Source organism: Terriglobus albidus (assembly GCF_025685425.1).
Lineage (GTDB): Bacteria > Acidobacteriota > Terriglobia > Terriglobales > Acidobacteriaceae > Terriglobus > Terriglobus albidus.
Window position 1 is genome coordinate 165,241 of record NZ_JAGTAS010000048.1, and the last position, 21,049, is coordinate 186,289.

The following is a 21,049-nucleotide window of genomic DNA, read 5'->3' on the forward strand; positions in this document are numbered from 1 at the left end:
CCAGCGAAACAAGCTCGCTGGGCAACCCATATGCTCGAACCATATAAGCTTCGCCATCCTGCACTCGAGCATTTTCCCTGTTGCTGGGTATCCCGGAAGGCGGTGTGCAGCCGCGCGGTCTCTGCAGCGTTCCTTCTGCAGCACGGCTTCTTCGATCGCGTCGTCTCACGCCGCGAACTGAAGGACTACAACATCCGAGCTCTAAGCTTCATGAACATGCAATGACGCAGTCGCCGGAAAGCCGTTAGTATGAAAGCAGCTTTAGCGCGACGATTCACGTCGTAGGCTGCTCCGATCTCAAAATCTTTTGAGGACAAGTTGAAGGCTAAAACACCTAACTTCTATCGTCCAGAACTGGATGTGTTGCGCCTCTTCGCCTTTCTTCTGGTATTTTTTCTGCATGGATGGGATGAGATTCCGAGTCGTATCCCAGAATCCATTCATATGGCCGGCCGCTTTGGCGTATGCGTTTTCTTTCTGCTGAGCGCATACCTTATCACTGAACTTCTGGAGCGGGAAGAATCCAGCACAAATGACATCCGTCTCGGCGCGTTCTATGTGCGGCGATGCCTCAGGATCTGGCCGCTCTACTTCGCCATACTTGGAGCGGAGGTAGTCACTCGCATCATTCGCCCAACCGAACCTGGATACAAGATGCGTCTGCTGGCAAATCTCCTTCTGATGGGTAACTGGTATGTCGCTGCTCACGGCTTCAGCATCGCTATTGCCAGTCCACTCTGGAGCATCTCCGTTGAGGAGCAGTTCTACGTGCTCTGGCCTTCCGTCCGTAAGTTCTTCAAGAGGAAAGGCGCCCAACTTTTCTCTATCGTGATGTTCGTAGTGGGCTACATTGCCCTCTTTTGGTTGGGCTACACCCATGCTTCGGAACGTGCTGTCTGGGTCAACAGCTTTGTACTCTTCCAGTACTTTTGCAGCGGGTGTATGCTCTCGCTCCTGCTGCGAGGCCGCGCGCCACAATGGAATATCTTTACGCGCCTCCTGGTCGTTACGGCCGGGTTGGTTCTATTTGCCGCCGCCAGTTATCTGATGTTCGTCCCCTCCAATACCAACCCGTCTGCCATTATGTCCGGATATCTTCTGGTGAATATCGGTAGTTGCGTTGTATTTCTCGGATTTCTCGGGGCATCGGAAACCTTCAGTAAAGCGAGGCCGCTGATCTATCTCGGCAAGATCTCTTACGGGCTGTATGTCTTCCATTGGATCGTCCTTCTGATCTGTTTCAAGATCTTTACGCATCTAAGAGGCAGGTTCCACGTCCCTGAGGCAGTGCTGACGGCCGCCAGACTCTCCAGCGCACTGGCGTTTACGATCCTCATAGCAGCGTTATCCTACCGCTACTTTGAAGCTCCTGTGCTTCGATTCAAACGTTTGTTCGAAGTGGTGCATACACGAGAGGTTTAGAGCATTCTGCCTGTTGCTGGGTATTCCCGAAGAGGAGTGCGGCGTTTTCGATGCGGAAGCCCTACGCTACACCTACAGGGAAAATGCACGCATGAGCGTCGGGGAACCGATATGTGGCACTCATGGTTTGTGGCTTTTCTCTTTGTCGTATCGACAACCTACGGATGCTACACTCGCTGAAAGCCGAGCATGGAGGGCATATCGTTTGGAGGCCGTAGCTTCTTCTTTGGAGAGCGAGGTCCCGGCGCGGATTGCCGGTGCACCGACGAGGGCGCCCAGTATCGGGGCCTATCGAAACTTCCATCTGGATACCGTAAGAGCGATTGCCGCCGCGGTCGTTGTGCTGGACCATACGCGTAGCGTTTTCTTTCGTCCATTTGCGGCATACAAATCGATCCCACATGGGCTGCTGGTGAATCTGGTCTATACGGACCACTATTTTGCACGTGCCGCCGTGATGCTGTTCTTCCTGTTGAGCGGCTACCTGGTCGGAATGTCCGCCTTGCGGGCAGAGAAGAAGGCACGCTTCAGCTGGCCGAGCTATCTGTTGAGCCGTCTGTCACGGCTCTGGGTGGTTCTGTTACCTGCCCTCGTCGTCACCGCAATCTTCGATTGGATTGCCATACGGTATGGTCTTCCGCACTCCCAAACTCTGGCGGAGGCGGTAGAGCAACGGTCTTTGGCCAATTTTGCCGGGACACTGTTCTTTCTTCAGAAGATCTTCGTGGCTCCTTTTGGAAGCAATGGCGCAACTTGGAGTCTTGCCTTCGAGTTCTGGTATTACATCCTGTTTCCACTGGCGGCCTTAAGTGTTCTCAGGGCAAAGCGCCGCTGGCTGCATGGGACTCTCTTTGTTTTGCTGTGCTGGCTCTGCTGGCGAGAGATTCTCGGCCGCTTTCCGATCTGGTGCGCGGGTGTACTTGTAGGTATTGTCGCGGAGCGATGGCCGATTGCTTCCGCCAGGCTTCGGCGGGTTACGGTGACTGTGTCGCTGCTGGTGCTGCTTGCTGTGGTGTTGGCCTCGGCTGCACACCGCCTTGGTGCAGTGGGAACTGACTATGCCATCATGGTGCCTTCGTTCACACTGATCTGGGCTCTGATCTCAATGCCCCGGACTGAGGTAGGCGCCTACGCAAAAACATCGATTTTCTTTTCTGAGATGTCTTACACGCTCTATCTGACCCATCAGCCGTTTGTCGTGCTTCTCTCTGCACTATGGATTCGTGAGCGGTTCTGGCCGGCGGATCTTCCACACCTGGCAATGCTGTTTTGTGGGCCGATTGCGCTCGCCTTTGTATTCGCGTACGTGATGTATCTGCTCTTTGAGTCCCGCACGGATGCGGTGCGTAACTGGGCCCGCCGTGCCTTGCATATCGGTCAGTCTATGCACGCGTAACGTGGGGCTGAGCGTGTCGTCTGTATCAGAAGGTTTGATTCTTACGAAACTCTAAGTTTAGTCCTATGCCGAAGTCCGCTCCTGTCTTGCTTAAGGGCACGGCTTCAAGCCGTCCCTTTGAGCAAGGCATTCGCGCCTCAGGCGCGAACTAGCGAGCGGGCCAGGCCCACTTTGGTGTGTTGAAGAGTGTGGCCGCTTCCAGCGTGGTCTCTCCGAATGACTTGATCAGATGCAGGTGAGCGCAACCAGATTCGGCGAGGACGTTTTCGATAAGTACCGGAGCATGCGAGACGACGATGATTTGCGTGTTCTTCGCGGCGGAGCGGATCAGTCTTGCCAGCGCCGGCAGCAGGTCCGGATGCAGGCTGGTCTCCGGTTCGTTGAGAACCAGAAGCTCCGGCGGCCGCGGAGTTAGAAGGGCAGCCGTCAGCAGCAGATAGCGAAGTGTTCCATCAGAGAGCTCCTTCGCGGAGAGGGGACGCAGCAGACCGTGCTGCTGCAGGCAGATGCTGAAACCGCCGCCAGTGCTTTCGATGGAGAGGCTGCTTCCAGGAAAAGCATCGTCGATGGTGCGGGCAAGTTCTTCATCGGAGCGCAGTTCGAAGATCGTCTGCAGTGCGGCGGCGAGGTTGCTGCCATCGTGATGGAGCACTGGAGAGAAAGTGCCGATCTGGGCGGAGCGTACGGGCGAGTCTGCGTCGGTGCGGAAGTGATCGTAGAAGCGCCAGCTTCGAATCGATTCGCGAACAGCAAGCATCTCCGGCGCACGCTGGGGATCGGGAATGCTGGCGAGCATGCTGTCGGTGTCAGCGAGGTGTTGGGTCAGCATGACGGGTTCTTCGTCTCTGGTCGTTGAAAGCCAGACGAAGTTATTACGGCGGTCGACCATCGCAGAGGCTTTGCGATAGATGGGGCCGTTCCAGATGCACTCCCGCTTGATGCGTGGATCCAGTCCAAACATTGTCTTGGAGGGTGTCGGGTATCCGAGGTCAATGCTGTACCCATAGAGATCGCTGCCAAAGCCGAGCTTAAGGCTTGCAGAGTTCCTGCCAGCCAATGGCTCAACTTTATGCTCTCCCTGGCGCACGCTCCGCGCGATGGTCTCAGGGCCGGCCCAGAAGGTGGAGGGCAGCCCTCCTTCACGCGCCAGCGAACCTACCACCGCGTTTTGTGCCGCATCGGCGAGCAGGCGTAACGAACGGTAGATGTTGGACTTCCCGCTGCCGTTGGCTCCAGTGACGACGCTGAGCTGTCCCAGGGGAAGAACGAGATCGCGAATCGAGCGATATCCCTGGATGGCGATGGTGCGGATCATAGATGCAGCATAGCTGGTTGCACGCCGCAAAATGGCTGATTTCTTGTAGAGAGGCGAGGGTGACTCCGTGCTATGCTCCCGTCGTGCCAACTATCGTTGCAGCGCCTGCTACCGAGAGATCGCGGCACTCCGTCGTCGTGCGTGTGACGCACTGGATCACGGTGTTGTGTTTTGTGGCGCTGCTGGTGACCGGTGTCGAGATTCTTCTCTCGCATCCGCGGTTCTATTGGGGAGAGACCGGCAATGTGAACATGCATCCGTTGTTCACACTGCATGTGCCGTCGTCCCGCGCGATGGTGCCGACTGGTTACGCCGTCCTGCCGGATCAGAATGGATGGAGCCGCTATCTGCACTTTGAGGCGGCATGGCTGATTGTCCTGACGGGTATCGTCTACGTGCTGGCAAGTCTCTGGAACGGGCATCTTCGGCGTGATCTTCTGCCGGCAGGTGAGCAGCGCAACTGGAAGGCATACGTGGCGGTGTTGGGCAGATATCTTCGCCGCGCCCCGGTGAAAGAGAGCGGCGCTTATAACGCCGTGCAAAGAGCGGTCTATCTGGGCGTGATCTTCGGTCTGCTCCCACTGCTGATCTGGACTGGTTTGGCGCTCTCGCCCGCGATTGGTTCCGTTGCTCCGTGGGCGGTGGAAGCTCTGGGTGGACGGCAATCCGCGCGCACGCTGCACTTCTTCGCAACCATTGCGTTGGTCCTGTTCTTTATCGTGCATGTGGTGATGGTGGCGCTGGCTGGTTTCTGGAGCCGAACACGGGCGATGGTGACCGGCGCCGTGAAGGAGGAACAGCTATGAGCATGACGCGGCGCAGGATGATTACAGCGGCCGTCGCGGCAGGAGCCGGTATCTCTGCTGCAGGCGTAGCGGTGCGGCTGGCGCGGAGATATGGGCTGGTGCCTCCTGACAGTGGCGGTATCTACGGCCCGGGCGAGACGTTGACCTACGCCACGCAACGTTTGATGACCACACATTCGATGGCGCGTGAGTTTTCCCGCGGCATGATCTCGAAGGCTCCGTTCGCGAATGAAATGCCGCCGCTCAACGCGGAGTTCAAGCGCCATCAGGCCGCGGGCTTCAAGGAGTGGAAGCTGACGGTCGACGGCATGGTGGCGCATCCGGCATCGCTCTCGCTTGCAGATCTAAAGGCACTCCCGCTGCGCAGCCAGATTACGGAGCTGGCATGCGAGGAGGGTTGGTCGTATATCGCGGAGTGGATTGGCGCACCGCTCTTCGAGGTGCTACACGCCGCCGGCACGCTGCCCCAGGCTCGCTACGTTGTCTATCGTTCCATCGATCGCGACTGGTGGGAGAGCATCGACATGGCCGACGCCATGCATCCGCAGACACTGCTTACCTATGGTATGAACGATGACGATCTGCCGGTCAGGTTTGGTGGACCGCTGCGTCTTCGGCTGCCACGGCAGCTTGGCTACAAGAGCCTCAAGTTTGTCGATTCCATTACCATAACGGACTCAATGAAGCACTTCGGCAAGGGGCTGGGATCAGCTTCGCCGGAGGGCGGATATGCCTGGTACGCAGGCATTTAGACTGCGTTGGCTTGCAATACCCGCTGTAGAGCATTTTCCCTGTAGGTGTAGTCCAGAGGATCTGCATTATGGGCGTTTTCCGCAATGAAAACGCCGCTACGCCCTTTTCGGGATACCCAGGACCAGGGAAAATGCTCTAGACACCGGGCTTCTGTGATTTCGGCATCTAAACAAAGGAAAGCCGCTGGTGAACCCATGCTCATACGCTCTGAATTCGATATTCAGTTCCAGCTTCCTGCGCCGGTGACGATGCTTGCCATGTTGGATCTGCATCCGTCGGTGGATGCCTTTGCACGTGAAGTGACGCCGCTTGCCGTGGAACACGTTGACGGCGTGGAGGTGTCGCGGCTGGTAACGGAGAAGTACCTGGACAACTTTGGCAATCGCTGTTCACGGGTGCATCTGCCTGCAGGCGCGGTGCGGCTGAGCGGATCAAATGTGGTGGAGATCGAGGGCGCACCGGATGCGGTGAAAGAAGATGCGCAGCAGGCCGAGGTGCGGGATCTTCCTGCCGCGGCACTGCCGTTTCTGTTTGCCAGCCGGTATTGCGAGGTAGACCGGATGTGCGGTCTCGCCTGCGATCTTTTCGGAGGAATGCCGAAGGGATGGCCGCTGGCGGCGGCCATCCGTGACTGGGTACACGATCATGTCCGCTTTGACTACAACGCCGCGCGGCCTACCAAGACGGCGCTTGATGTCTTCACGGAACGGGTCGGCGTCTGCCGCGACTTCCAGCATCTGGCGATTACACTGACGCGGGCCATGAACCTGCCGGCACGATATGTCGCCGGGTATCTCGGCGACATTCGATCGCCTTATGCCGGGCCGGGCGATTTCTCAGCGTGGTACGAGATCTTTCTCGATGGCCGCTGGTGGACGATGGATGCACGTCACAACCATCCGCGCATCGGCCGCGTGTTGATGGCAACAGGCCGCGACGCGACCGATGTGGCGATTACGACGACCTTCGGTGTCGCCAATCTGACTCACTTTTATGTGGAATCGAATGAGACGGATGGCGAGGGGAATCTGATCCTGCCGCCAGGACATCCTGAGACTTCAATCGCAGCCTAAAAGGCAGTTGGGAGTTAACAGTTGCCGGTTGCCAGTTTTGAGTATTCCGTACCCACCCTAGCGTTGCTGTCAAGTTCCAGGACAATCCTTTACAGATCGTTATCAGGACATCCTTTACACATTTGGCATAGGTAGCCAGCTGTCTCTATTTCTGGCTGGGTGCCCTTTGGTCGATGATGGGGAAGCCGTCCGGAAGATCGAAGAGTTTGGGGTCCGGGGGAGCCGTGCTGATCTCGGCTACGGTGAAGGTCTGGTGGCCGGAACGCGGGTCGTTGCGGATAGAGAGCAGGTTGATGCCGAGCTGCTCGGAGTACCAGTACTCCCGGGTGATGACCCAGGGCTGGGAGTTCCCCAGGACGCCCGGTTTCAGAGTGGTGGTCACGCGGACCCCGTGGGTATCGATCCCCAGGATGAACCGGCGGCCCAGGTCCTCGCGCGTCGTGGAGCCCGCCGGGAAGCTCTGGACGCCCGGATCGAAGGTGGGGTCCACATCGACCGGATCGTTATACGGCAGCATGTAGCAGACCTTCTTATAGGGATGGCAGTTGTAGAAGACATGCGCCGCTGGATCCCCGTGCTGCCACCAGGAGAGATAGGAGTTTCCTCGGCTGCCAACGGGGCCAAGGAGGCGGCGCTCCTCGAAGATCCGGCCCTGCGCGTCTCGGGCGATGAAGCGGTGGTTGGTCACGGTGGTGGTATTGCCGTCGGCGTAGGTCCGCACCCATTCGGTATTGAGGGTCAGGGCAAACGGGGCACCCGGCTTGGGAGGGATGTAGATGCTCTCCAGCACCTCGGAGGTGCCGCCGTCAGGCGGCCGGACCGGAGGCCTGGGCGCGGCGTCCTGCGGAGCGCCAGTCGCGGGCTGTTGGGCAAGCAGTGTGGCAGACAAAAGAGTGAGGCAAACCGTTCGCAGCATTGAGCCTCCAACGGCAGCAGTATCGTTCGGTTTTGAGCGGAAGGAAAGGGAAAAAGAGCTTGAAACCTCGGCGAGGGGTAGCGCATCAGATAAGTTGACAGTAACTCACTCAATGTTCAGAATAGAGACTGTCGAGGGATGGAATTTGCGTCCTTCGGGACGGATTTCAGAGGGTTTAGGAGCAGGCTATGGGCAAGATTATTGGGATTGACCTCGGTACCACCAACTCGTGCGTCGCCGTGATGGAAGGTGGCGAGCCAAAGGTGATTCCGAATGAAGAGGGCGGCCGTACGACGCCGTCTATCGTCGCCTTTACCAAGAGCGGCGAACGTCTGGTGGGCCAGGTGGCCAAGCGGCAGGCGATTACCAATCCGCAGAACACGATTTATTCCATCAAGCGCTTTATGGGGCGCCGTCCGAACGAGATTTCGGAAGAGCAGAAGATGGTGCCCTATAAGGTCGTTGCCAAGGGCGACAACGTAGTAGTTGAGGCGCAGGGCAAGGAGTACACCGCGCCCGAGATCAGCGCGATGATTCTGCAGAAGCTGAAGAAGGCTGCGGAGGACTACCTGGGTCAGTCGGTCACGGAAGCCGTCATCACGGTTCCGGCATACTTCAACGACGCCCAGCGTCAGGCCACCAAGGACGCCGGCCGGATCGCGGGCCTGGATGTGAAGCGTATCGTCAACGAGCCGACTGCGGCTGCGCTGGCGTATGGCCTGGACAAGAAGAAGGACGAAACCATCGCCGTGTATGACTTCGGCGGCGGTACCTTCGATATCTCGATCCTGGAAGTGGGCGAGGGCGTCATTGAGGTGAAGTCGACCAATGGTGACACGCACCTGGGCGGTGACAACCTTGACCAGCGCATCGTGGACTGGCTGATCGCGGAGTTCAAGCAGGACGAGGGCATGGACCTGAGCGCCAAGGGCAACGAAATGGCCCTGCAGCGCCTGAAGGACGCGGCCGAGAAGGCGAAGATCGAGCTCTCCACCACCATGGAGACGGAGATCAATCTGCCCTTTATCACTGCAGATGCGACCGGACCGAAGCACCTGGTGAAGAAGCTAACCCGTGCGAAGTTCGAGTCGCTGGTTGAGGATCTGCTGCAGCGTTCCGTTGGACCCTGCAAGCAGGCAATGGCCGACGCGGGCGTGGATGCCAGCAAGATCGACGAAGTGGTTCTCGTCGGTGGACAGACCCGCATGCCGCGCATGCAGCAGCTGGTGAAGGAGCTCTTTGGCAAGGAGCCGCATAAGGGTGTGAACCCGGATGAGGTGGTTGCCATTGGTGCTGCGATCCAGGGCGGCGTGTTGACCGGCGATGTGAAGGATCTGCTGCTGCTCGATGTAACGCCGCTGACACTGGCGATCGAGACGCAGGGCGGCGTGGCCACTCCGATGATTCCGCGCAACACCACTATTCCGACGAAGAAGAGCGAGACCTTCTCGACGGCGGCGGATAACCAGACCGAGGTGGAGGTGCACATTACGCAGGGCGAGCGTCCTCTGGCGAGCCAGAACCGCACGCTGGGCAAGTTCAAGCTGGGCGGTATCATGCCGGCTCCGCGTGGTGTGCCGCAGATCGAGGTCACCTTCGACATCGATGCGAACGGCATTCTGAACGTGACGGCGAAGGACAATGCCACCGGCAAGGACGCGAAGATCACCATCACCAGCTCGTCGGGCCTGAGCAAGGACGAGGTGGAGCGCATGGCTAAGGAAGCCGAGGCGAATGCCGCGGAAGACAAGAACAAGCGCGAGGAGATCGAGGCTCGCAACCAGCTCGACTCACTGGTCTACAACATCGAGAAGATGTTGAAGGAGAGCGGCGAGAAGGTACAGGCCGCGGATAAGAGCGAGGTCGAATCCGCTCTGTCTGATGCCAAGCAGACGTTGGTTGGAACGCCTTCGGTCAGTGACCTGAAGGCGGCGCACGAGAAGCTGACGGCGGCGAGCCATAAGCTGGCGGAGGCCATGTATAAGGCCAACGCTTCGGGCGCTCCTACTGACGGTGCAGCAGCGGCTGCGGGAACGACCGAGCAGCCGAAGAAGGACGAGGGCGTGATCGACGCCGAATATGTAGACGTCGATCAGAAGTAAGAACTGCAATCGCTGAGAAGCATGTGCGGGCGCTCTTGAGGTTTGATTCAGAGCGCCCGCAGTGTCTCTGGCGGCAACAACGAAGTGCAGGATTTGGGGTTTATAGAAACAGCAGGTGGGAGGAGAGGTAACGATATGAACACGGTGATCTGGAAATGCGAACAGTTTGTAGGTGGCAAGATGCGCCAGCAGAACATGTTTGAGACGGAAGACCAGGCGCGCGAGTTTGTTCGTAAGTTCTCCGAAGTAGCTCCGGATGTGATCTTCCGCATCGAGCCGATGCCGTTAGAGCATGTGTGGAATTAAGAGTGTTCTAAGAACGTATCTGCGAGGTAGAGCGGAGATTCATGCCGGAAGGAAACGAGATTCACCGTTGGGCGGAGAGGCATACCAAAGCGTTCGTCGGGAAGAAGCTTCATGTTGAAGCTCCCGGCGGACGCTTTGCTGATGCCGATGCTATCGATGGCAAGACACTGAAAAAAATTCATGCAGTGGGTAAGCATCTCGGCTATGAGTTTGGGCCGGATGCGATTCTGCATGTTCATCTCGGCCGTTATGGTGACTGGACGGAAGGTGTCGGTGAGCTGCCGCCGGTGAAGGGAGCTTTGCGGGTACGGCTGTCACGCAAGCCGACGGGGCGAGCCGCCGCCGACGAAGCTACAACGCGGCATGGATGGTATTCGGAGGACGATGGATCAACTTCGCTGGAGCCTGCGGATGTGGATTGGATCGAGCTGCGAGGGCCCTCCGACTGCTCGCTCTATGACCGAGAGCAATGGAAGAAGTTGCTGGCGCGGTTGGGGCCTGATGCGTTGAACGGCGACGATCCTGAGCCCGCGTTTGCGAAGATTGCGCGGTCGAAGACGCCGATTGCGGCGCTTCTGATGGACCAGTCGGTGCTTTCAGGCATCGGAAATATCTATCGCGCGGAGCTGTTGTATCGGGCGCGCTTGTCGCCCTTTCTTGCCGGTAAGGATGTGCCAAGGAAGACCGTTGAGGCGATGTGGAACGATTCCATTCCGCTGCTTAAGGCAGGTATGGTGGATCGAAGGATTGTGACGACCCTGCCGAAGCATCGTCCGCACAGTGAAGGAAAGCCCTTGAAGCCGGAGGTGCACTATGTCTACCGGCGGCACGGCAAGCCATGTTGGGTGTGCGGTACGAAGGTGCAGCGGCAGGAGATGGCGGGGCGCAGTTTGTATTGGTGTCCGACGTGCCAGGCGGAGTAAGTTTAAGGAAATCGGATTATGGCAACGACGCAGCAGAAGGATTACTACGGCGCACTTGGCGTGAAGAAGACGGCGACAGCGGATGAGGTCCGCAAAGCCTTCCGTAAGCTTGCGCGTAAGTATCACCCCGACGTGAATCCCGGGGACAAGAAGGCCGAGGAGAAGTTCAAGGAGATCTCGGAGGCGAACGATATCCTCTCGGATCCGAAGAAGCGCAAGATCTACGATCAGCTCGGTTTCTACTCCGACAATATCGATCCTGCAGCCGCCGAGGCCTATGCACGCGGCGGCGCAGGCGCAGGCGCACGCGGCGCCGGCGGTCAGGGCGTTCCGTTTGATTTCGGGGGCTTTGATTTTTCTGGTTTCACCGGTGGCGGTGGCCGTCAGCAGCAGCCGCAGGAGAGCGAATCGAGCGGTTGGGGCAGCTTCCGCGATATCTTTGGCGGCATCTTCAATGGCGGCCGCGACCGCGATGAAGGCCCGCAGCCCGGCACGGATATCGAGTACCAGGTAACGGTCGATTTCTGGACCGCTATTCGCGGTGGAACGACGCGGCTTGAGATCCAGCGGCAGGAGGTCTGCCCGACGTGTCACGGACGCTCGACGACGGGCGGAAGCATGACGTGTCCGGAGTGCCATGGCAGCGGCCAGGTAACGCAGATGGGTGGCCGGATGAAGTTCAACCTGCAGTGCCCGCGCTGCGGTGGAACCGGGAAGGTGCAGAACGATTGCGGCACCTGCCACGGGCAGGGCGTCGTGCTGAAGCGCGAGCCCGTGGAGTTCCGCATCAAGGCGGGCACGCGCGACGGACAACGCATTCGCCTGGCGGGTAAGGGTAATGCAGGCCTGCATGGCGGGCCTGCGGGCGATCTGTACCTGATCATCAAGGTTGGGGAAAATCCTGTCTTCTCACGTGTCGCGGATGACATCTACGTCACCGTTCCGGTCACCGTCACCGAGGCGGCGCTGGGAGCGAAGGTTGAGGTGCCTACGATTGATGGCCGGGCGCATCTGAAGATTCCGCCGGGCACACAGACGGGGCAGAAGTTGCGTCTGCGGGAGAAGGGTGTGCCCTCGGCTACACGCGAGGGTACGCGTGGCGACCAGATCGTTGAGGTTAAGATTGCGGTGCCGAAGGTGCAGGATGAGCGCTCGAAGGAGATTCTGCGTGAGCTTGCCAAGCTGAATCCTGAGGACCCGCGTGAGGAGATCTTCAGCAAGGTATAAGGACGTTTCGCGTGTACCGACGAACTACTTCCAGTCGGATGATACTGCCACACCCGCCCACCCTAGCGTTGCGAACGTTCACCCCAACGAACACAGTTCGTCGGGGACCCCGAGGGTGGGGCACCCGGGTAGGGACACAGATTAAAGCGCTGAAGGCGCGCTCTATACCAGCCTGGGGCAACGCCCCAGGTTTCAGGCGACCAGGAAACGAAGGGCTGAAGGCCCGCTCTATAATCACCCACTCTAGGCTCACGAACAGCGTTGTTAGTTAACTACTACATGCGTCGAGAAATACGATTTCAGTAAGGGAATACATTGCGCGTGTTGGTAAACACTCAAATGCAACCGAAGAACGAGAAGGCGATCTAAACATGCCGTTGCGTGAAGTGCTTGCGACTCGCTATGCCGTGCCGTTGCGTGAGGGCGGAAGTCTGCCTGCGATTGTGGAGGCGGACGATGATGGCATGTATGTCGTCAAATTTCGTGGCGCAGGGCAGGGCGTAAAGGCTCTGCTGGCCGAGATCGTTGCCGGCGAGATTGCGCGAACCGTTGGCCTGCGCGTACCGGAACTGGTCTTTGTCGAGATCGATGCGGCGCTGGGACGCAACTATCCCGATGAGGAGATCCGTGATCTGTTGAAGGCCTCTACCGGGCGCAACCTGGGCATGGATTATCTGCCCGGATCGACGATGTTCGAGGTTGCCGCCGGGGACTGTGCGACGGCTGAGGTTGCGTCAATGGCGGTGTGGCTCGATGCTTTTGTTATGAATGTCGATCGCACGCCGCGAAATCCGAATCTTCTGTGCTGGGGAGGCAATTTGTGGTTCATCGATCACGGAGCGGCGCTCTATGTGCAGCACGACTGGGCATCGATGATGGAGAAAGCGGCGAGCCCCTTCAGCGCCATCCGCGATCATGTGTTGTTGCCGTGGGCGACTGATGTAAAGGCCGCTGGGAAGATAGCCCGTACCCGGCTAAGCCGAGGCGAGTTTGAGCGTATTCTCGCTTTGGTGCCGGATGCATGGCTGGAGCCGGAGGAGGGGGCTGATACTCCTGACGCCAAGCGTGCGCTGTATGTGGAGTTCCTGATGAAGCGGCTCGATGATGCCGATCGCTTCGAAGAGGAGGCAACGCGTGCGCGCCTCGTTTGATTACGCCGTTATTCGCATTGTTCCCCGCGTCGAGCGTGAGGAGTTCATCAACGTGGGTGTGATCGTGCTCTGCCTGGAGAAGCGTTATCTCGCGGCGAAGACGATGCTGGATGAAGAGCGCCTGAAAGCCCTGTGGCCGCAGGCCGATCTCGGCGCCATCCGTCTGCACCTGGAAGCCGTGGAGAAGATCGCCGCCGGTGATGAATCTGCCGGCCCGCTGGCGAAGATGGAGTTGAAGGCCCGCTTCCATTGGCTTACTTCGCCACGCAGTACGATTCTCCAGACCAGCCCGGTGCGGACAGGCGTGTGTGAAGGCACTGAAGATCTGGTGGAGAGCCTGCTGCGGCAGCTCGTCATCGCCAATCCCTGAAAAATTCGTAGGCTCTCGTAAGGCCTCGCGATATGGTGATTGCAGTCGACACATATCGGAGGCATCTTGTGAAACTGCACGTCCTCGTTCTGGCCGCAATGGTCGCATCCTGTGCTGCGCAGGAGAAGCCGAAGTATCCTGCGTATCCCAGTGAGACGCCGGATACGCTGAAACCGACTGAGACAGGCTTCGACTATACGCGCCGCGAAGCGATGATTCCGATGCGCGATGGCGTGAAGCTGCATACGGTCATCCTGGTGCCGAAGTCGGCGACGATAGCCAAGAAAGCTCCCATCCTGATGACGCGCACACCGTACAGCGCCAATGTCCTGACGGCGAACCGCGCCAGCGCGCATCTGGGTGTAGCTCTGTATGGGTATGACAATGCTGTCGATACGATTGTGGGCGGCGGATATATCCGCGTGGTGCAGGACATTCGCGGTAAGTACGGCTCCGAGGGCGACTACGTGATGAACCGTCCGGTGCAAGGCCCGCTGAATCCCACGCCCGTAGACGACTCGACTGATACCTACGACGCCATTGACTGGCTGGTGAAGAACATCCCCGAGTGCAATGGGAGGGTTGGAACTCTGGGCATCAGTTACGACGGCTTCGAGCCGTTGATGGCGGCCTATCATCCGCATCCGGCGCTGAAGGTGACGGTGCCGATGAACCCGATGGTCGATGGGTGGAGGGGCGATGACTGGTTCCACAATGGCGCCTTCCGTCAGCAGAATCTGCCGTATATCTACGAACAGGAAGGCTCGCGCTCCAACGACTACAAGTGGTGGTCCGACGCTTTCGATGAGTACGACTTCTGGATGAAGGCGGGTTCAGCCGGAGAGATGGGCAGGCGACATGGAGCGGAGCAGGTTGGCTTCTGGCGGAATATCCTGGCGCATCCGGCGTATGACGAGTGGTGGCAACAGCAGGCTGTCGACAATCTGCTGGCCAAGGAGCCGCTGGCGGTTCCCATGATGCTGGTGCATAGCCTGTGGGACCAGGAAGATATCTATGGCGACATCGCGGTGTACAAGGCGCTGTCGGCGCAGCCGGCCAACAAGGGCAAGCTCTTCCTGGTGATGGGCCCCTGGCACCACGGGCAGGAGATCGAAGAGGCCAGCAATATGGCCGATATCCGCTGGGGAAGCGCCACCGGCACTTACTTCATGCGCAAGGTGCTGCTGCCGTTCCTCGACCATTACCTGAAGGACGATGCTCCGGCGATGGACGTGGCGCCGGTAACGGCGTTCGAGACCGGTACCAATGAGTGGCGCAAGCTGAAGAGCTGGCCGGCGGGATGCGAAGGAACCTGCAGCATCGAGAAGAAGGATTTGTACCTCGGTAAAGGGCTGGCAGCAACCTGGAGTGCGCCAGTGAATAAAACCGGTGAGTTTGAAGAGTACGTCTCCGATCCGGCGAAGCCGGTGCCATTCCGTGCGCGTCCGAATCAGCCCATTGGATACACGCCTCCGCTGACATGGGTGAACTGGCTGGTGGATGACCAGCGTGAGGCTTCCGGCAGAACGGATGTGCTGAGCTATGTCAGCCAGCCGCTGACCGAGCCCTTGAAGATCAGCGGACAGCCGCTGGTGAAGCTGCTGGCCTCAACGTCGGGTACGGATTCGGACTGGGTGGTGAAGCTCATCGATCTCTATCCCGATGAAGTGGCTGAGCAGCCCGAGATGGGTGGATATCAGCTTGCGGTTGCGATGGATATCTTTCGTGGCCGCTATCGCGAGAGCTTTGCGACCGCCAAACCGATCGAGGCGAATAAGCCGCTCGAGTACCGCTGGGAGCTGCCGACGGCGAACCATGTTTTTCTGCCGGGACACCGCATCATGGTGCAGGTCCAGTCGAGCTGGTTCCCACTCTATGACCGCAATCCGCAGAAGTTTGTGCCGAATATCTTCTGGGCGAAGCCTGAGGATTATGTGAAGGCGACGCAGCGGATCTATGCCGGGAGTGCGGTGGAATTGCCTGTAGTCAAGTAGTTGCAAGTTGAAGACCTACGGCATGGGTGGGCGAGTTAAAAGTTGAAAGTTAAAAGTTAAAGCGTTAATGCATGGTTGGGTATAGATCGGGTGCCCCACATAGGCGAAGCTTATGTGGGAATATCGAGCGGAGCTCGATCCGCTTCTTTGTTGTGACTCTGGTAGAGAAGCAGATTTCTCCGCTCCCTTCGGTCGCTGCGAAATGACAAAACGAAAGGTTAGATTCCGGGCAGACCGCATTTTGGCTATTCCTATATGCCGATACGCCCTAGACTTGTTGCATGCCGAGACGGTCTACAACGCATCACCAGCAAAAGGGAAAGAAAGACTCAGTACGCCGGAAGGCGTACCTGCTTATCCAGAAGAAGATTGGTAACGGTCAGTTGAGGGCCGGTGAGCTGATTTCGGAAGTGGCCTTGGCCAAGGAATTGGGCAGCAGCCGCACTCCTGTCCGTGAGGCAGCCGGGCAATTGCTGGCGGAGGGCATGCTGGAGCTGAGTCCCGGTGGCGGCATTGTGGTCACGCGTCTGACGCGGCAGGGCATCACGGAGCTGTATGAGCTGCGCGAGGCGCTGGAGGTCTTTGCTGTAGGCCGCGCGGCGCAGAATGGGGTTCGCCCAACTGACGTTGCCCGTCTGAAAGAGTTGTTGGACGAAACGCAGGCGCTGCTGAAGGAGCTGAAATCTTCCGGACAGAAAGAGCTGGACGAAGAACAGATGCGGCGGTTTGCCGTAAGCGATCTTGGCTTCCACACACTGCTGCTGCGGCTGGCGGCCAATGAACGCCTGTTGAAGGTGGTGAATGAGACCCGGCTGATGATTCGCATTTTCGGCATCCAGCGTAGCGGCCACCGCCGGGAAGAGTTGGAGCGAATTCATCGTCATCATAAGGAGATCCTTCAGGCGGTGATCGATGGTGAGCCGGAAGCAGCGCGCAGCCTGTTGTCACAACACATCCGGGCAAGCGCCCAGGAACGGCTGGAGGAATTTGACCTCTGGGAACGGGAACAGCACCTCGCCAGCCTGGGCGGGTGAAAGAAGTTGAAAGTTGAAGACGTACGGCATGGGCGGCTGAGCCCGTACACTAGGTGCCCCAACGCGAACCGCTTTTAAAGTGACCTTAGTTCCCGCCCGGGTGAGGGCCTCGCAAGAGAAGAAGAATCACGAAGATTGGGAATGGCCTCTTGACGCATTCAGGTATGAAGGGGCTGTGTGTTTCGTTTTGTTTAAGGGCACGGCTTTCAGCCGTGCCGTCAGAACGACGTTTTCGGTGGCTTTAGCCGCTGAGGGCAATCCAAAGACAGACCTCAGCGGCTGAAGCCGCGTACCTTCCGAACCGGATACGGCATGGCTGAAGCCATCCCTTAAGCAAGACCAAGCGCCGAAGGCGCTTCCATTGGCCAGCAGAGCTGGCCAATGTTCGGATCAGAAAGTATGAGAGACACCCGCCCTCAATTTTGCCGAGACTCGCTTAGGAGCCGGAGGCTGGCAAATTCTCGCGGCTGACGACTTCGTACTGGGTGAAGTTGTAGGGCGGTACGATCTCGCCGCGCAGCAGGGAGAGACCCAGGCGCATGAGGTATTCGCCGTACTGCGAGACCTCGTGTGAGACGGAAGCGACCGCCGGCGAGTCGTTGCGGCGGAGTTCGGCGATCATCTCTTCCACGCAGTCATGACCGGCGACGGCGACCTGCTTCTCGCGGCCGAGCTTGCGGACGGCGTCGATAGCTCCGAGAGCGGCGGTATCGTTGGCGGCTGCGATCAGGATGCGGCGGTCTTTCGGGTGGCGTTTGAGGAACTCGAGGACGGCGGTGGAGCTTTTATCGCGCAGGCCGCGGGTGTCGATGCGGACGAAGCACTCGACCGGGGTCTCGGGCAGGCGGTTACGCAGGGCTTCGAAGACGCCGGTGATACGGCTCTGCACCATAGGGCCGGCTTCTGCGAGGTCGAGGCCGATGATCCAGTCGATCTTGCCCTTCCAGCGCTCGAGAGCATGTTCCGCCAGCACCTCACCGACGGCATAGCCGACACGATAGTTATCGACACCGAAGTAAATGGCGTGCGGGTGCGGGATGTCGACCGCGATCATGGGAATATTGGCGGCGGCGATGCGGTCGGCAATGATGGGGGCCACATGCTGGTCGATCTGGCACTCGATGACGACATCGACTTTGTTCTGCACAAATTTTTCGGCATTGGCGACGGCGGTGGCGCCGTCGTAGGAGTTGTCCAACACCAGCAAATCGACTCCGACAGCGGCCGCAGCTTTGCGCAGGCTCTTTTCGACGGCGATGGCGAAGGGCATCTCGCTGCTCTGGCTGCCGAAGCCGAAGCGCAGCTTCTTCTGCCGGGTAACGTGCCGGTAGGTGCCGTCAGCGCTCTGCGAGACGTAACCGCGGTGTACGAAGCTCTTCAGGATGCGGTAGACGGTCGTCTTGGAAATGCCCGTCTGCTTGTGAATGGATTCGAGCGTCATACCCTGGCTCTGCTGCAGCATCTCGAGGATGTCGAGGGCCTTGGAGAGGACAGGGATCAGGTAGAGCTGCCGGCTTTTGCCTTTGGGTGCCACGTTCAGGTGCCTTCCATTATGAAGGAACCCGAGTAGAGCTGCCTATGGCTTAGGCATACGAGCTTTGGGTATTGCTGTTTTTTGCCGCCCGCTCTTCGGTAATTTTCTCCACGTAGCCGCTGGTATGCAGGGCTTCGAGGGGATTTGCGGGCAGGCCGCGCGACTGGCGCCAGTCGGCAACCAGCGGGCGAACGTCGGTGTAGAAGCAGCCGCGGAAGTGCTCCTCGGCCTCGACCAGCTTGCAGCTATCCTGCAGCTCGGCGAGCAGGTTCTGGTCGACGAGGGCGGCGCGGGCGAAGAGCTCCTGAGCCTGCATGACGGTCTGCACCATCGCCTCCATCTTGCCCTTGAGGTTGTGGCTCTGGTCGATCATGTAGGCGATCTGATCTTCGTGCACCTCGTTCCAGGTCTTGTAGCTCAGAATCTCGTGGAAGATACGGAAAACCTGGTAGGGATCGATCGATCCGATGGTGAGGTCGTCATCGGCAAACTTGCGGTCGTTGAAGTGGAAGCCGCCCAGGACGCCCAGATGCAGCAGCCAGGCGACGATCTGCTCGATATTGGTGCCGAGTGCATGATGTCCGGTGTCGACCAGCACGACGGCCTGCGGTCCAGCGGCCTTGGCGAGTGAGTAGGCCATGCCCCAGTCGGCGATATCGGTGTGATAGAAGGCGGGCTCAAAGGGCTTGTACTCCACCAGCAGGCGCTGCGTCGGCGCCATCTCGTTGTGGGTTGCTTTGAGGGCCTCCTCCAGCCAGCCGATGCGGCGGGAGATGCTCTGTGTGCCGGGGTAATTCGATCCATCGGAGACCCACAGCGAGATATCGCGCGAGTCGAGAGCCCTGGCGATACGGACTGAGGTCAGCATGTGCTGCACGGCTTTTTCACGAACGGCGGGGTCAGGGTTACAAAGCGAGCCGTACTTGTACTCCTGGTCCTGGAACAGGTTCGGATTGATCGAGCCGGCGCGTACGCCGTAAGTCTGCTCCAGTTCCTTCACCTGCGCAACGCTGCCTTCACCTTCGGGCAGATCCCACAGCACATGCAGCGCGACGGTGGGCGTAATGCCGGTCAGACGGTGAACCTCGGAGGCGTCAGCGAATTTCTCGACCAGGTTAGTGGCGGCCGCCGGCTGAATGAACTTGCCGAAGCGGGTGCCGGTATTGGCGAAGCCCCACGATGGAATCTCGATCTGGAGTCCGTCGAGAGCGCGCCACACGCGCTCCTGTTTCTCCTGCGGAAGAGATGACATGCTTCGTTCCATCGTTAGGGTCCTTGGGAAATGATTTCGGTGACTGCAACGCACATACTACCAGAGTTCGAATTCACATGAGAAACTATTCACCTAATGAAGAAAGCTCATTTTTGCCTCTGAGCCTCTCATGGATGTTTTTTCAGCATAGCCGTACCTATCTTTTGCAGCTAAAGGAAAGTTTGCATGCCCGGACCTCTGCTCGGCGTCCTGTATCACTGGCTTGGCGGTCTTGCCTCAGCCAGTAACTTCATTCCGTTTCGCGCCATCCGGCGCTGGTCGTTCGAGATCTATTGGATTATTCAGGGCGTTGCTGCATGGCTTATCGCTCCCTCGGTGGTTGCCTGGATCTTTGTTCCGCATGTCAGTGAGATCCTCTCCCACGCTCCGCATGAGGCCATAGTCCACGCCATTCTCTATGGTGTGGCCTGGGGCTTTGGCGGCCTGACCTTTGGACTGGCGGTGCGCTATCTCGGTATCGCGCTGGGATACGCGGTTGCGCTGGGTTTCTGCACGGCCTTCGGCACCCTGATCCCGCCGATGCTGCAAGGGCAGTTCGGCATCATCGCCAGTCAGACCGGCGGACAGATCATTCTTCTGGGTGTGGGTGTGTGCCTTCTCGCGATTGCCGTGAACGGTCTTGCCGGTTATTACAAGGATCGCGATACCGCCGGTGAGACACCGACGAGCGAGCAGCAGAAGGATCTGTCTTTCGGGAAGGGTATCGTGGTCGCGGTCTTCGCCGGCATCATGAGCTCGTTCTTTGCCTTCGGTCTTGCCGCAGGCAAGCCGATCGGTGATATTGCTGCCGCGGAGCTGCGGGCACAGGGCAAGCTCGATCTCTGGCAGAACCTGCCGGTGTTGATCGTAGTGCTGTGGGGAGGCTTTGCGACCAACCTTGCATGGTCGGCATGGTTGATTCTGCGGAAGCGTTCGGCAGGGCAGCTTGCGGGCGCTGTTTCTGATCCTCAGGCGGGAGGCGCAAACAAACTTACCGGCGGCCAATTAGTGAAGAACTATCTCTGCGCGGCTTCAGCCGGCATCATCTGGTACTTCCAGTTCTTCTTCTACTCGATGGGCCAGACTAAGATGGGCAAGTATGACTTTTCGAGCTGGACGCTGCATATGGCTTCGATCATCATCTTCGCAGCGATCTGGGGTGTGAGTCTGAAGGAGTGGAAGTCGGCGAGCCGGCGGGCGAAGGCTGTGCTCGCGTGCGGTGTGGGGCTGCTGATTCTGTCGACGGTGATCGTGGGATACGGGAATTATCGATCGGCGCATTGAACAATGAGATGGGCGGCGGCTCGAGCTACGGCTCGAGCCGCTTTTTTGTTTTGTCATCCCGTAGGGATCTACTTTTTGTCGGATTCGGGTGAAATTTGACCTCAGCGGCTAAAGCCGCCGTCTCCGTGAGCTCTGAAGGGGACGGCTGAAAGCCGTCCCCTTAAGCACGGCATTCGCGCCTGTGGCGCGAA

At 58.7% G+C, this 21,049-nt stretch carries 18 protein-coding genes; 14 read left to right on the forward strand and 4 right to left on the reverse strand.

Features of this window, described 5'->3' with window-relative positions; all coding sequences use genetic code 11:
- Positions 1-318: 318 nt before the first annotated feature.
- Both OHL21_RS08735 and OHL21_RS08740 read left to right on the forward strand, forming a co-directional pair.
- Complete coding sequence (locus tag OHL21_RS08735; RefSeq protein WP_263416872.1) at positions 319-1,422, forward strand: acyltransferase family protein; 1,104 nt, start codon at positions 319-321, stop codon at positions 1,420-1,422.
- A gap of 226 nt (positions 1,423-1,648) precedes the next feature.
- Entirely contained in the window at positions 1,649-2,818 is a 1,170-nt protein-coding gene (locus OHL21_RS08740) for an acyltransferase family protein (RefSeq protein WP_263416873.1), read from the forward strand.
- A 148-nt stretch (positions 2,819-2,966) separates the two neighbouring features.
- Here OHL21_RS08740 and OHL21_RS08745 read toward each other — a convergent pair whose 3' ends face one another.
- Positions 2,967-4,133: an AAA family ATPase gene (locus tag OHL21_RS08745; RefSeq protein WP_263416874.1), complete on the reverse strand. Its 1,167-nt coding sequence runs from the start codon at positions 4,131-4,133 to the stop codon at positions 2,967-2,969.
- 59 nt (positions 4,134-4,192) lie between these two features.
- Here OHL21_RS08745 and OHL21_RS08750 point away from each other — a divergent pair, with 59 nt between their 5' ends.
- From OHL21_RS08750 to OHL21_RS08760, 3 genes are all read left to right on the forward strand, one after another.
- Positions 4,193-4,939 (forward strand): cytochrome b/b6 domain-containing protein, encoded by a 747-nt coding sequence (locus OHL21_RS08750; RefSeq protein WP_263416875.1) that lies wholly within the window; start codon positions 4,193-4,195, stop codon positions 4,937-4,939.
- Positions 4,936-5,691: a molybdopterin-dependent oxidoreductase gene (locus OHL21_RS08755; RefSeq protein WP_263416876.1), complete on the forward strand. Its 756-nt coding sequence runs from the start codon at positions 4,936-4,938 to the stop codon at positions 5,689-5,691. Before OHL21_RS08750 ends, OHL21_RS08755 begins: the two co-directional genes overlap by 4 nt.
- A gap of 195 nt (positions 5,692-5,886) precedes the next feature.
- Complete coding sequence (locus OHL21_RS08760; RefSeq protein ID WP_263416877.1) at positions 5,887-6,765, forward strand: transglutaminase-like domain-containing protein; 879 nt, start codon at positions 5,887-5,889, stop codon at positions 6,763-6,765.
- Positions 6,766-6,910: 145 nt separating this feature from the next.
- Here the strand turns inward: OHL21_RS08760 and OHL21_RS08765 are convergent, their stop codons facing one another.
- On the reverse strand, positions 6,911-7,681 hold the full coding sequence (locus tag OHL21_RS08765) for a hypothetical protein (RefSeq protein WP_263416878.1): 771 nt from the start codon (positions 7,679-7,681) through the stop codon (positions 6,911-6,913).
- Between the two features lie 188 nt (positions 7,682-7,869).
- On the opposite strand from OHL21_RS08765, the gene dnaK reads away from it, so the two are divergent.
- From dnaK to OHL21_RS08805, 8 genes are all read left to right on the forward strand, one after another.
- Positions 7,870-9,783: a molecular chaperone DnaK gene (gene dnaK, locus OHL21_RS08770; protein ID WP_263416879.1), complete on the forward strand. Its 1,914-nt coding sequence runs from the start codon at positions 7,870-7,872 to the stop codon at positions 9,781-9,783.
- A 135-nt stretch (positions 9,784-9,918) separates the two neighbouring features.
- Positions 9,919-10,089: a hypothetical protein gene (locus OHL21_RS08775; protein WP_263416880.1), complete on the forward strand. Its 171-nt coding sequence runs from the start codon at positions 9,919-9,921 to the stop codon at positions 10,087-10,089.
- Positions 10,090-10,130: 41 nt separating this feature from the next.
- Positions 10,131-11,012 carry an Fpg/Nei family DNA glycosylase gene (locus OHL21_RS08780; protein WP_263416881.1) on the forward strand — a complete coding sequence of 294 codons (882 nt, stop codon included), beginning with the start codon at positions 10,131-10,133 and terminating at the stop codon, positions 11,010-11,012.
- Between the two features lie 18 nt (positions 11,013-11,030).
- On the forward strand, positions 11,031-12,239 hold the full coding sequence (locus OHL21_RS08785; RefSeq protein WP_263416882.1) for a J domain-containing protein: 1,209 nt from the start codon (positions 11,031-11,033) through the stop codon (positions 12,237-12,239).
- A 371-nt stretch (positions 12,240-12,610) separates the two neighbouring features.
- A complete protein-coding gene (locus OHL21_RS08790; RefSeq protein ID WP_263416883.1) occupies positions 12,611-13,390 on the forward strand; it encodes a HipA family kinase in 780 nt (259 codons plus the stop codon).
- Positions 13,374-13,760: a DUF3037 domain-containing protein gene (locus tag OHL21_RS08795; RefSeq protein ID WP_263416884.1), complete on the forward strand. Its 387-nt coding sequence runs from the start codon at positions 13,374-13,376 to the stop codon at positions 13,758-13,760. The genes OHL21_RS08790 and OHL21_RS08795 overlap by 17 nt, the downstream gene beginning before the upstream one ends.
- A gap of 68 nt (positions 13,761-13,828) precedes the next feature.
- Positions 13,829-15,754, forward strand: coding sequence for a CocE/NonD family hydrolase (locus tag OHL21_RS08800; RefSeq protein WP_263416885.1), 1,926 nt, complete (start codon positions 13,829-13,831; stop codon positions 15,752-15,754).
- Positions 15,755-16,035: 281 nt separating this feature from the next.
- Positions 16,036-16,788, forward strand: coding sequence for a GntR family transcriptional regulator (locus tag OHL21_RS08805; protein ID WP_263416886.1), 753 nt, complete (start codon positions 16,036-16,038; stop codon positions 16,786-16,788).
- Positions 16,789-17,224: 436 nt separating this feature from the next.
- Here OHL21_RS08805 and OHL21_RS08810 read toward each other — a convergent pair whose 3' ends face one another.
- Both OHL21_RS08810 and OHL21_RS08815 read right to left on the reverse strand, forming a co-directional pair.
- The gene (locus OHL21_RS08810; RefSeq protein ID WP_263416887.1) at positions 17,225-18,322 is read right to left on the reverse strand and encodes a substrate-binding domain-containing protein; all 1,098 of its coding nucleotides are present in this window, start codon (positions 18,320-18,322) and stop codon (positions 17,225-17,227) included.
- A gap of 49 nt (positions 18,323-18,371) precedes the next feature.
- Complete coding sequence (locus OHL21_RS08815) at positions 18,372-19,574, reverse strand: TIM barrel protein (protein WP_263416888.1); 1,203 nt, start codon at positions 19,572-19,574, stop codon at positions 18,372-18,374.
- 186 nt (positions 19,575-19,760) lie between these two features.
- On the opposite strand from OHL21_RS08815, the gene OHL21_RS08820 reads away from it, so the two are divergent.
- Positions 19,761-20,858, forward strand: a complete 1,098-nt coding sequence (locus OHL21_RS08820) for an L-rhamnose/proton symporter RhaT (protein WP_263416889.1) — start codon at positions 19,761-19,763, stop codon at positions 20,856-20,858.
- Positions 20,859-21,049 lie beyond the last annotated feature (191 nt).

What these genes read in the sequence shown, in the direction of transcription:
- OHL21_RS08820 (WP_263416889.1), top strand. Translation starts at nt 19,761, where the DNA reads ATGCCCGGACCTCTGCTCGGCGTCCTGTATCACTGGCTTGGCGGTCTT.
- OHL21_RS08765 (WP_263416878.1), bottom strand. Translation starts at nt 7,681, where the DNA reads ATGCTGCGAACGGTTTGCCTCACTCTTTTGTCTGCCACACTGCTTGCC.
- OHL21_RS08815 (WP_263416888.1), bottom strand. Translation starts at nt 19,574, where the DNA reads ATGTCATCTCTTCCGCAGGAGAAACAGGAGCGCGTGTGGCGCGCTCTC.
- OHL21_RS08755 (WP_263416876.1), top strand. Translation starts at nt 4,936, where the DNA reads ATGAGCATGACGCGGCGCAGGATGATTACAGCGGCCGTCGCGGCAGGA.
- dnaK (WP_263416879.1), top strand. Translation starts at nt 7,870, where the DNA reads ATGGGCAAGATTATTGGGATTGACCTCGGTACCACCAACTCGTGCGTC.
- OHL21_RS08805 (WP_263416886.1), top strand. Translation starts at nt 16,036, where the DNA reads ATGCCGAGACGGTCTACAACGCATCACCAGCAAAAGGGAAAGAAAGAC.
- OHL21_RS08745 (WP_263416874.1), bottom strand. Translation starts at nt 4,133, where the DNA reads ATGATCCGCACCATCGCCATCCAGGGATATCGCTCGATTCGCGATCTC.
- OHL21_RS08790 (WP_263416883.1), top strand. Translation starts at nt 12,611, where the DNA reads ATGCCGTTGCGTGAAGTGCTTGCGACTCGCTATGCCGTGCCGTTGCGT.
- OHL21_RS08775 (WP_263416880.1), top strand. Translation starts at nt 9,919, where the DNA reads ATGAACACGGTGATCTGGAAATGCGAACAGTTTGTAGGTGGCAAGATG.
- OHL21_RS08785 (WP_263416882.1), top strand. Translation starts at nt 11,031, where the DNA reads ATGGCAACGACGCAGCAGAAGGATTACTACGGCGCACTTGGCGTGAAG.
- OHL21_RS08760 (WP_263416877.1), top strand. Translation starts at nt 5,887, where the DNA reads ATGCTCATACGCTCTGAATTCGATATTCAGTTCCAGCTTCCTGCGCCG.
- OHL21_RS08780 (WP_263416881.1), top strand. Translation starts at nt 10,131, where the DNA reads ATGCCGGAAGGAAACGAGATTCACCGTTGGGCGGAGAGGCATACCAAA.